This window comes from Nitrospira marina, from assembly GCF_059568365.1.
In genome coordinates this window covers 254,088-266,214 of the sequence record NZ_JCANTH010000001.1, presented here as the reverse complement: position 1 = coordinate 266,214, position 12,127 = coordinate 254,088, and the positions used below count along the sequence as shown (strand labels likewise).

At 51.1% G+C, this 12,127-nt stretch carries 5 protein-coding genes; 2 read left to right on the top strand and 3 right to left on the bottom strand.

The window, feature by feature from the left end:
- The first annotated feature begins 172 nt into the window (after positions 1–172).
- A complete protein-coding gene (locus tag LX98_RS01145) occupies positions 173–1,981 on the top strand; it encodes a ShlB/FhaC/HecB family hemolysin secretion/activation protein (RefSeq protein WP_496427160.1) in 1,809 nt (602 codons plus the stop codon).
- A gap of 97 nt (positions 1,982–2,078) precedes the next feature.
- Here LX98_RS01145 and LX98_RS01140 read toward each other — a convergent pair whose 3' ends face one another.
- Together LX98_RS01140 and LX98_RS01135 are read right to left on the bottom strand one after the other, a co-directional pair.
- On the bottom strand, positions 2,079–2,741 hold the full coding sequence (locus LX98_RS01140; protein ID WP_496427159.1) for an OmpA family protein: 663 nt from the start codon (positions 2,739–2,741) through the stop codon (positions 2,079–2,081).
- A gap of 541 nt (positions 2,742–3,282) precedes the next feature.
- Entirely contained in the window at positions 3,283–4,134 is an 852-nt protein-coding gene (locus LX98_RS01135; RefSeq protein ID WP_496427158.1) for a DUF928 domain-containing protein, read from the bottom strand.
- Between the two features lie 449 nt (positions 4,135–4,583).
- Here LX98_RS01135 and LX98_RS01130 point away from each other — a divergent pair, with 449 nt between their 5' ends.
- The gene (locus LX98_RS01130; protein ID WP_496427157.1) at positions 4,584–6,932 is read left to right on the top strand and encodes a CHAT domain-containing protein; all 2,349 of its coding nucleotides are present in this window, start codon (positions 4,584–4,586) and stop codon (positions 6,930–6,932) included.
- 1,844 nt (positions 6,933–8,776) lie between these two features.
- On the opposite strand, the gene LX98_RS01125 is transcribed toward LX98_RS01130, so the two are convergent.
- The gene (locus LX98_RS01125; protein WP_496427156.1) at positions 8,777–11,689 is read right to left on the bottom strand and encodes a two-partner secretion domain-containing protein; all 2,913 of its coding nucleotides are present in this window, start codon (positions 11,687–11,689) and stop codon (positions 8,777–8,779) included.
- Between the last annotated feature and the right edge of the window lie 438 nt (positions 11,690–12,127).

Genomic DNA, 12,127 nt, shown 5'->3' with positions numbered 1-12,127 from the left:
CTTTCACTTTCTCCATATTTTCCCGTCCGACCTTCTTCGAAGGATGAGGTCCACACTTAATAGGGACCATTACGAGATTTCATCGACAATCAGATGATTCCCTAGCAATTATTGACTTCTTCCTGTATAAAAAAAACCTTACAGCGGACAACCTCTTCTACGGATGCCATTCATGGCAAGGAGGCATACGTTGTTTGGTTCAAAGCCCCTCTTCCATTCATCCGTCCACCGGATTATCCGGGTCGCTGATATTGGAAAAGGACTGCCTGTTTTCCTCATCCTATCCCTACATTTTTTTTCGGGAATAGGACAAAACAATCAACTCTTCGCACAGGTCCAGCCAGGCTTTGATCCCACCGGACGGTTCGGTGAACCCCCGCCTCTAGAAAAAAAAACCGAGCCTCTGACACCAAAAACTGCTCCCGATATCACACTGCCTCCAGTGGAAACCATTCCTGAAATGAAAGGGGCTCCTCCTCAAATTCGGGTTATGATCCGGAAAATTCAAGTTGAGGGAAGCACCGTCTTTTCAGCAGAGGAACTAGCCAAAGTCACTGCCCCTTACGAAGACAGGGAGTTGTCCACCAATGATCTGGAGGAACTGCGCCGGGCCTTAACGTTGCTCTATGTCAATAAAGGGTATGTGAACTCCGGAGCGGTGATCCCCGACCAGACACTGCAGAATGGGGTTGTCACCATTCAGATTATTGAGGGAAAACTGACGGACATCCAAATCGAAGGCACCAAATATTTTCTACCCTTTTATTTTGAAGACCGGATTGCCCTGAGTAGCGGACCACCGCTCAACATCAATCCGTTGAAAGAAAAGCTCCAACTCCTCCTTCAAGATCCCCGTACGGAACGGTTAAACACGGAGCTGAAACCAGGACTGAAACCGGGCGAAGGGGTCCTCCATGTGCAAGTCGAGGAAGCGTCCCCCTTCAATGCGTGGATAGAATTCAACAACTTTCAATCACCAACGGTTGGCGAATCGCGGGGTCTCGGAAATATCGCTGTGCAGAACCCGTTCGGATTGGGAGATGCCTTTCGCTTCACCTATGGCCAATCCAAGGGATTGCAGCCTCTCATCGAAGCCAACTACATCATCCCGCTCACGGCACGTGATACCACCCTGGAACTGAATTTCCGGTTCAATGACTTTCACGTCGTCACAAAACCATTCGATGATCTGGACATCAGGACCAAGTCCCAAATATACAAAATCGCCTTGCGTCAACCCGTCTATCGCACACTCAATGACGAAATTGCCCTTTCCCTCATCGGAGAACACCTGGAAAATCAGAGTTTCCTGGGTGGAACGGGGTTCTCCTTCCAGCGCGGCGCAACCAACAACGGCAAGGCTATCGTGTCAGCCCTCCGATTCGGGCAGGAATGGATTCACCGGGAACCCAATCAGGTCCTCGCGGTTCGATCCCGGTTCAGTGTGGGATTAGACGTACTGGATGCCACCAACAATAAACAAAATTCTGATGATCCGGACGGGGAATTTTTTGTCTGGTTAGGCCAGGCCCAATATGTCCGACGCGTAGATCCTCTCGGCATCGAATTTCTCGGCGGCCTGACCTTGCAGATTGCCAACGACAGCTTATTCGCACTGGAACAATTTGCCGTCGGCGGCCGGTACAGCGTCCGGGGGTACTGGGAAAATTATCTGGTGCGGGATAATGCATTTCTGTTTAACGTAGAGTCACGAATCCCGATGTTTCCCAGCTTTTTAGGTCCGAAGGTGGCGGTGGCACTGGCTCCCTTCATAGATGTGGGACGGTCATGGGAGGCCAAACGCAATACGCCCGATCCGCAGACTCTGGCCAGTATTGGCGCAGGAATCCGATTCTCCTTCTTCAATCGGGCACATGCCAGTCTATATTGGGGGCAACAGTTGAATCACGTGGAGGATCCTCCTGGCGGAGGCGTTCAGGATCAGGGAGTGCATTGGGAATTTGTCCTGGATATTTTGTAGCCCTTCTGAATAGAAAGGCGTTCACGAGGCAGCCGGTTGTTCGGAACAGCAACAGGCTTTTTCGTTCAATGAAAAAAAAGCGATAGATACCACGCTTTCAGCGGAAAGAAGTGATGACAGGGGACGCGAGTTGAATGCGTTGCAAATACGGCGGGCGCTTCAAATATCCAGTTGCTCGATCCGAATCCTTTCCGGCGATAAGACGTAATCGCGCCAGACAACCCCGTTGAAACCGGTCAACTGCCAGGATAGAAAAAATTCGTTCCGCGCGAAGGTTATCTTCCTGACACCGTTCACTCCCGCTCTGACAGGAAAAAGGAGTTTGGCCAAAATTCACCGGATGAATTCGCCCGGAGGGAATTCCCAACTGCACCAAAAACCCGGCAAGGGATCTCAGATGATAGTCGGCCCGGGCGAGATTATAGGCCGACGGGCCTCGCGAATCACAATGTCCTTCAATCCGTAATCCCCACTGATCTTCCTGTTTCAGAAGCGCGACTGTTTCGTGGAGGAAATCTTCGACACCACCCTGAATCGAAGACCGGACATCATCAAAATACACGTCGGCAAATACAGGGTCCCGGTACATGTCTTCGACCGATAGTCCCAAACCCCGACCCTTCCCCAACAACGGCACCGGTATAGAGACAGTCAATGCATCATGAATTTCTTCGTCCACGTCTACCCGAACACTCAAAAAGGCAGGCGCAATGTCCAGGGTATTCGCAAGAGATTCCTGAACAGACCATATTGTTCCCAACAGAAGGGACCATGCCAGTAAAAACCTGTGGAATCTATTCAGATGGAAGAGAAACATGGCAGCATGAACCAACGAGGAGCCGTTTGATGGCTCATCGAAAAAACGCCTCAGGGTTGGTATGGTTTTGGCCACACCCCTTTGGAGTCAGTATCGGTCCGACAGAATGAAACTTAATTCGAGTGAGAGAAGCCAGGTATCGCCAAACAGCCTGGCTCAGCATGGAAAATCCGCAGCTAAAATGAGGTGCGAGGTCTAGCCTGAGGAGTGCGTGAACTGTTGTTGAATAACAGTCGAGCGGGAGACAACGGACGGGAGTAAAAAAAACCTGCCCCCGCCATAACGGCGGGGACAGGTTCCATAACTGCGGGTGCAATGAAAAGGGGAAAATGAACCTGCTTTCCTAGGACAGAAAGCGCAGGCTCATTAACACACGGGCATCACGGACTGGGGGAAATATCTGGTCCTGTCAACACCCGCCCAGACAAGACCGTCGTGGACTTGTCCATAAACACCTCCAATTCCCATTTTCAAACAGCCACAGTCATAATCCATGCTGGCGATCCACCTGCGCCGGCGTATCCAAATCAACCTCTTCAAGCAATGACGCCCGCACATGATGCATCTCGGCATCGGAAGGATGAGACTGAATATTGGTGGAAATCACGCCTATGGCGTCATACCAAAATCCGGCTTGCCCCCATAGCTTCGTCGCTTCAACCGGATTGGCGTTCTTCAATTCCTCGGTCAGCGAGGCCGGGACCTCACCCACCTCAATCATTCCTCCGCCGATAATATCCGCTGATCGATGCTCGGGATCAGAGACCAGAGACACGAACCATTGATAGGTTTTCCCTTTCTCCAGTTTCAGATCGTAATCAGCCAACTGAATAATGTGAATCCCGGGTTCAGTGGGAGAGGAAAGCCGCTTCTCAATAATCGGTGTCACCCCTGATTCGTCAATAAGGGTAAATTCCAAAGGGTAGCTTGTCGCCTTTGATAAATACCACACCAATTGTGGCTGCACCTCACTCGCCAATCCCACGTGATCGGGAGCCAGGGCCAAGAGTAACGGAAGATCCGTCATAGGACCTCTGGTGCCTCCACCAACCCGTCCTCCCGGAGCCCCTCGTTGTGGAGGTTGGTACAACGCTCCCTCCCGTGATGAAGCCGCCTGCTTGTCAGTTTTGTCATCCGATATTTGGATAACCGGACTGTCACCAGAAAGGAGTGTCTCCTCCAAAAACCCTGGTTCAAGGGCTACAGACGCGACGTCCTTCATATGTGTGCGGGTTGCCTGGTCTGGGAATTCCGCTCCTCCCATGGCCTGAACACTAAGACCAAGGGTCACGCCTATTACCGCCACCCACCTGCATCGTGTCATCATCTGGCTCATTATGGTCCTCCTGTCATCGTCCGGACCGTCCTCCCGGTACATTTTCACGTAAGACGTTCTCGGATCTGCTCACACCTGGAATACAGATATTTAAAAAGCAAGCTTCGTTCCACAAGCCAAATTTTTCCCACTTGGAAATAATCGTTTCGAACCACGTGCTATTGCTATAGATTTCATGGATACCCTCTCTCACATGGTCTTTCCGTCTAAAGATGTTTGGATATCTCACCTGTCTACTTGGTGTATTGTGTGTCTACTTTGAGAACAATTTCAAGAGAAAGGGGTTCACGCTCACAAACTGACGACCGTAGACCTTCATAATTAAAATCGCCTTCCTCTTCCAGATTCACAACCGGATCCAGGAGAACCCTCAAAACCGCCCCGTTTCGGAAACCCTTGCTTTGACCTTATTGACGGCAATTCCTAGAATGGGACTGTTGAATGCCTAGATGACTTCAGAGAAAGGGTCGGCCATGTCCCGAACTCGCGGGTTTCCCAACTTTTCTCGTTATGGTCTTGGGGTGTGGTTCTTCCTCCTGGGAGTCGGCGGGATAGGGATGACGACTGCCGTTGCGGCGGAACTGTCCCCTCAAGATTTGTTAGCGGAAGGAATCCGGCAGTATCAGCAGGGCCAGTTGGAACAGGCAGCCCGGTCCTGGACTCAAGCCGCCCAGATCTATGAAAAATCCGGAGATTCTCCCAATCACATTCAATCGCTCATTTATCTCTCGAGAGCCCTGCTCGATATGGGCCAATACCAACGGGCCCAACAACTCCTTCGCACAGCCGTCCAATCAGCACAGGAGACCACCCAGCTCCGCCTGATGGCCCAGGCACTCAGCCAATTGGGAACCTTGCATCTCCATATGGGAGAGTTGGATTCGGCACTTGAGATCCTGCAACAGGGGCTGAAGGTCTCCAGGGAAATCGAAGATCGACCGCTCATGGCTACCATTCTCAATGATCTGGGCAATGCACATGGGGTTCGCCGGAACGAGACAGAAGCCCTTGCGGCTTATACAGAATCCAGCATTCTTGCTGATTCACTGGATTTGCAACCTCTTTCCATTCGAGCCATGATTAATGCGGCCCTGGTGGAAATCAGGCAGCAGTCCGCACAAAATGGGAAAATCCATTTGCAACAGGCATTGGAGAAAACACGAACACTTCCTGACTCACACGAAAAAATCCAAAACCTGCTCACCATCGGAATGGGATTGAGAGACCTCAGCCACCAGCTCACAGAGGAACATGCCACGGTATTCACCCAAGCCGCTGAGTCGTTTCGGGAAGCCATAGGCAGCGCGAAAGCAATTGGAGACTGGAAAAATGAATCATATGGGTGGGGATTTTTAGGAGAATTGTACGAAGAAGGGGGCCGCCATGAGGAAGCCCTCCAACTCACGCAACTGGCGATTCGGACGAGTCAAAAGGGCCAGGCCCCGGAAGCCCTCTATCGCTGGGAATGGAACACGGGCCGGCACCTCAAAAATCTGGGTCGGACGGACGAGGCCATTGCCGCCTACCAGCGAGCGATCGATACACTCCAACCCATTCGTCAGCAACTGTCTGTCGGGCTCCCCCAGAACCCGGCATCGTTTCGAGATTCGCTGGGAGCCTTATTTTTTGAAACCGCTGCTCTCTTACTCCAGCAAGCTGATGAAGTGACAGATGCCACAAGAAAAGAAGTGCTCCTGTTCCACACCCGGGATACCATTGAAGCATTCAAGGCCGCAGAGCTCCAGGATTACTTCAAAGACGATTGCGTGGAAGCGAACAAGGGGAGAATCCAAGCCATCGATAAAGTATCCGACACCACGGCGATTATTTATCCGATTCTCTTCCCTGACCGGATGGCCCTCCTGATAAGCCTTGGAGGAACAATGAAAAAAATCACCGTTCCGGTTCAAAAACGTGACCTGACAGAAAAAATTCACCTGTTCCGGACCCTATTGGAAAAACGGACCACTCATCAATATTTACCACATGCGCAGGCCCTGTATGACCTGCTTATCCGGCCGCTTGAACCGTATCTGAGTGAATTCGGGATTGAAACGCTCGTCTTCGTCCCGGATGGACCATTGCGAACCATTCCCATGGGACCCCTCCATGACGGAGAAAAATTCCTCATACAAAAATATGCCATCGCGACGACTCCGGGATTGACGCTCACCGATGCCCATCCCCTGAACCGGGAGCAGGTCAATCTGTTGTCGATTGGACTGTCCGAAGGCGTTCAGGGATTTTCACCCCTCCCCAATACACAACAGGAGGTGAGGGAACTTCAAGATCTCTTTGGCGGAAAGACGCTCTTGAACGAAGAATTCCGCATTCCCAATCTTGAACAGGATATGAAAGAGGAAAACTTTACGATTATTCATATTGCCTCACATGGAAAATTTGCGAAGGAGCCCGAGAATTCTTTCATCCTCACGTATGACAAAAAACTGAGCATGGATCATCTCAGAGAACTCATCGGGTTATTTCAATTCCGCAAGGTCCCCCTGGATCTCTTAACATTGAGCGCCTATGAAACGGCAGCCGGAGACGATCAGTCCGCTTTGGGACTGGCCGGAGTAGCCGTGAAAGCTGGGGCGCGAAGCGCCTTGGCCACCTTATGGTTTATCAATGACCAGGCATCCTCAACGCTGATCAATGAATTTTACGTCCGGCTCAAAGAATCATCGCTCTCCAAAGCCCAGGCCCTTCGTGAAGCCCAAGTAACTCTGCTCGACCATCCCATCTATCGGCATCCCAGTTATTGGGCACCGTTCCTCCTGATCAACAACTGGCTCTAGTTGTTCATCTCCAAGACTGATCTCTGGACGGGGCAAGTCGTTTTTTTTGCTTTGCGTCGAAAGCCGCCTTTCTCAAAAATCACGCCGTCACAACCAGCCCTCATTGCCAGATCCTGCTTCGACCCGTTCCGATACACGCGCTATCTTCCGCTCCTGTCCGCTTTAACGCCTAGATTCCCTTCCCGGTCACCTCTGGCGGTTCCCATATTCCGGTCAAGCCAAACTGCTGACTTATGGAGCCTTAATGAGGACAGCCGTTAACAAGGTGACTACGCCGTGACCACTTAGACAAACACGATTGAATAGGAAACCCCTAATTTTCGTGGGATTATTGGCTCGCAAGTTATTAATTTTAAACATGAATTTCTCGCCACAATGAAATGATCTGCAAACGGCACCATGGTTGCTTTAATAAGAAGTAACAACATCAATGAAACAGCAACACTGAGGAGACTTTCCTCTCAGTTGGAAGAGGTTTCTATCATGCAACTTTACGAGCTTTACCAAAACATCGTCATCGGAACATCGATAACATGTGTAATCGGTCTGGCGGTTGCATGGGTCTTTTTCCTATCAAATCGAGGCAAATAACAAGGAAAAACGTCGATTTCACCCTTCAGCCATTCAATGTACAAGCCATAATCCGTTGGGCCCTCATCAAATTGTCGTTCTGAGTAAAACGAAGAATTTGTGCCTTGGCCATCCGGGCTTTGGTCTAGCCAAATGTTTCCCGCAGCTCAGCATGATAACTCCGTTGAGGCTGTCTCCCCCACGATCTTCTGGTCATCCTAAGACGTTCAATGAACCCCATCAGGATTCATCTGTTCACAAAAATGAGCGCTGCAGAATGTAGAACCCTATATTCTGTATGATCACGATCATCTCCGTCCTCCTCCGTCATCACCTTCGGCCTGTCGGTGGAACCATCCGTATGCTAAAGAGCTCCTGATACAAGCGTTTCGCACCTTTCGCGACGCCCATTCTTTTCCTTCGCTCAATCAGAGAGGAACGGAAGTTGACAGAATGACAACCTTTTATTGAGGGAAAAAAATAGGATTAAATGCCGATTTCGCGGTTTGTATGGCTATTTCTTTCATAAACCACTGGATTCATTCATGACATCCGTACAGCATGGCTCTCGCGCCAAAACGGCATCACGGTTGCTTTAAAGAGAAGTAACCAGAACGATCACCAGAAAATCAATTTGAGACTCCTTCTAACGGTTATTCGGTTTCTATCATGCAAATCTATGAGCTTTATCAACTTATCTCCCTCGGAATCTCGATAAGCTGCGTGATCGGACTGGCAGTCGGATGGTTGTTATTTCTGTGGAATCCGAACGAATGACAATGGTCTGCGTGACAACTTTCTCCTCTTTCTCTCACTCCCTTCCCTCTTCGTCATCCCCGCCGGTCCTTAGCGAAATCCATACGACCCGAACCAAGAGGGGGCTGTTGAAAAAAGCCGCCAGCGGCGTTCTCGCCATTTTCCCGTGCTCACGTGCTGGAAGTACGCTCTGCGCGCAAAACAAAAGTTGTGCCCTTCGGGACACGGCAGGAATTTGCGGCCTTGCTGGACGAACCCTTCGAAAGGCTCAGGGCATGCTTTTTGGAACCTCCCCGAGGTCTCTGATATCCAACGTGCCTGTGGATCAATATGCCTTTGGAAATTAGTATTATTCAACACCCCCCAAGAGAGATTTCCGGCAACAACTGCCGGACATGACAAGGTTTAAGAATCATGGCTGTGCAAAAACACCCAGGACGATGTCGGGAAATTCTTTAGAAATTAATTCAGACGAGTGGAGTTAAACAGGAGGGAAATTCTGAAGTCCCACATAGAATTCAAGGACAGGCCGAAAGCATTCCATCTTCATGCTGAAACAGCACGGGAGGATAATAGGCGGCCAACTGGATAGAGGGAGTTGAATCTTGGCCAGAATCCACGGAGCGCGTACCGGTATCACCCAACGCGCCCGCAGGGTATGGACTCACTTGGGGGAGAAACGGGCTGGCTAAGAATGTGCCGGGCGTGGGGGCCACACTGTCGGACTTGGAATCCACAAAGGTACTAAAGTGGCCGCCCTCTCCCGCCACACAGCGAGCCGCATAGAGCGTGGCCACATTCACCGGCTGATCAGGCAGCGGCACGATCGTGCCGCTCAGCACTTGAATAGGCGATTCAATCGTGACCGAGCCGCTGATTCCCGTTTGCGAGGAGGCATCCAGCGTACTCTGCGCATCCAATAAGACGGCTTTGCTCGCAACCAGGTTGATATTGCCTCCCTTACCCGCCACGGCCTTGGCTAGGATTTGGCTGTTCTGAAGAATGATAAAGTCCGGATCTAACAAGATATTGCCCCCTGCAGTATTGACATCACCCTGAACCGAGCTGGCAATCTTACTGTCCATTAGTTGAATCCTGTCGTTGGCGGTGAGGGTGATATTGCCGCCTGAAGCCTGGGTCGCCTCTGTGGTCACGGTGGCCTTGTCGATCAGGATCGTGTCCTTTCCCATGATGTGAATATTCCCGGCGTTGGCAGGACCGTCGCTGCTCGACGAGACCGTGGCCCCGTCACTCAGGGTGAAGTTCTGGCCAGCCGCTAAAGTGATCGTCCCTCCGGCTCCGGAGCCGGGCTCGGTTCCAGTGGTACGGCTGAAAACCCCGCCAGGGGTTCCGTCATCGATCATCCCTGAAATAGAAATATTGTGAGCCGCATTGACGGTAATGGTCCCACCGTTTCCCGTACTGGTAGTCCCGCTGTTGATTGCCGCCCCGTCAGCCACGTTAAGCGATCCGGTCGTGAGGGAGACATTACCGGCATCGCCACAAGGGCCCGTGCAAAACTCACTACCTACGGTACGGGAGAAAATACCGCTAGGACGAGTACTTCCTAATATGGAGGTTGATTCTTCGAAAGGAAACGCCGGTCGTGCACCCGAAAGGGAAGTTCCGTTTGTAACCGTAATTATGACATCTCCCCCCCGCCCACTACTTTGAGTGGTGCTATCAATACGCGCACCACCGGACATGTCCAACTGCCCCGTTGCTACATTAATAGACCCGGCCGGTCCCTGATCGCCCCCCTCCTCCCCAAAGGAATTTGTAAGCAGGCCACTTGGATTAGTTAAGGTCCCCAAGGCTTTAGGATCATCGGAGAAAATCAGACGATCGGTCGCTGTTAACCTGATGTTACCCGCCGCCCCATCTCCGAAGGTTTGGCTTTTAATAAGGCCCCCATTCCTGAGTTCTACGTGAGCAGCGGAGATCGTTACTCCTTCCCATGGCACTCCTACTCCTATTCCATCAAGCGTTTCTAATTCAATTCCCGCGAAGTCCATGAATAAGCTATTCGCTGAAATACTGATTCTCCCTCCCCCACCCACCTCCGACGCACGGATTATAGTATTATTATTTAATTGAATATCTCGGGCGTTCATGGTGATATCTCCCGCCTTCCCCGCATTAAACCCATCCGAGACTAGAGCGGTGCCGGTTAATCGAACCGAATCCGCGAGGATTGTGAGATTACCCCCTGAACCAGAGGAACCTTCTCTTTTTTGCCGGGCAATCAAATCGCCGGTATTGATATCGGCATCCGTTAGCTCAATTTTTTGAGCAGCAATTGTCACATCTCCCCCCTGACCCCGGTCCAGGCCGCTCGTACCGCTATTGATAATGGACATCGCACCAGCATTTTCACCCGTAGAATGCAAAGTGTCCGCTATCATTAGATTCACATTACCCCCTGCCCCGCTCCCGGAGGTGTGAGAATCAATTAGAGAAAAAAATAAATCTGTTGAAGTGGACGTGGCATTCAAATTATTGGCAGCTATTCGCACCTCTCCCGCATCGCCCGCCCCGCTTGTCTGTGCAGTTATTGCAGGACTGCCCTGGGTATCGGTAAGAGTAAAATTGCCGGAAAGGTGAATATCCACAGCAACGGGAGTGCCATCGTTTTCGACGGTATCGGCTGCGATCCTGGAATTGGTCATCATCAATTCCCCTCCACGAATAATCACGGTTCCCGCCGAATCGCCGGAAACATCCAACGTCGCACCTTCCACCAGAGCAATGTTGCCCATCGTGGTGAACGACTCCCCATTGATATTTGGTGCACTGGCAAACGTGTCAGCCAATACCTCGCCCGGAGAGGCGACACTGGCGATGGCAATTTTCCCTCCCGGCGCACTGAGACCACCGCCGATCGTAATATCTCCGCCAACAAGAGAGATAGTTTGTCCATCCTCAACGGACAAGGTGCTCCCATCAACCGAAATCGTGCCGGGGTTGTTGTTCAGGAACCCGAAGGCGGCAACGGGGGCCACACTCAACAACGCATCCTGCGCACCCGGCATGGCGGTGAATTGCACCCCGTCGTCAAGCCTCAAATAATCCGCCGTGGTGAAATAGGCGGCACCACCCACATGCAAAGTGGCATTCTGTCCAAACACGATGCCGGCCGGATTCATCAGGAATAGATTTGCGGTTCCGAATCCTTCGGTCTGAATCGTCCCGAAAATGTTCGAAGGATTCCCACCGGTCACACGGCTCAGAATGTTGGTTGTCGGGAGCGCCGTATCATTCAAGAAGTTGGCAGTGCTGTTCGTCGGAACCCCGAATTCCCCAAAGCTATGAAATAGGTTTCCCCCACCCCCGGGCCTCGTCCCACCCGTGATGTTGTACTGAACCGCTCCCCCAGAAGATACCGGGGCACTCACCTGGGTGTTGAGTCCAGACGAAGTGATGGGAGGCATCGCTTGACCGAAGCCCCCCTCTACACTAAGTATTATGAATATTCCAAGTTTAACGAAGGCCAGCAGATACCTAATTATTAAGCCGTTTGCAACCCTGAAATCCATGGGAATCCTTAATTGACCATTTATATTACACGGCCCATGAAAAATAATGTTTTATGAATTGCACAAGAACGCCAAATATAGCTACGGTTGGCATTTGCATACACATTGATTACCACCCTGATCTACTGTTGTACATTTCTTCCCGCGAGAGCACCAAACATCATCACCTTCAACCTGGCATTTCTTAGTGCCGCCCGCACAAGTGACTGATTGCCCCATAGCATTAATAAGAGTGGTTTGTGATTGGAGAGTAGTACCAGGACATAATCCTATCCCATTATCCGCGTCCCCAGGCGCGCATTTTCCAACCTTCACATTCACAGTAGTACAGCC

Coding starts and splice junctions, on each gene's coding strand:
- LX98_RS01130 (WP_496427157.1), top strand. CDS start 4,584: ATGACTTCAGAGAAAGGGTCGGCCATGTCCCGAACTCGCGGGTTTCCC.
- LX98_RS01125 (WP_496427156.1), bottom strand. CDS start 11,689: ATGCCTCCCATCACTTCGTCTGGACTCAACACCCAGGTGAGTGCCCCG.
- LX98_RS01135 (WP_496427158.1), bottom strand. CDS start 4,134: ATGAGCCAGATGATGACACGATGCAGGTGGGTGGCGGTAATAGGCGTG.
- LX98_RS01145 (WP_496427160.1), top strand. CDS start 173: ATGGCAAGGAGGCATACGTTGTTTGGTTCAAAGCCCCTCTTCCATTCA.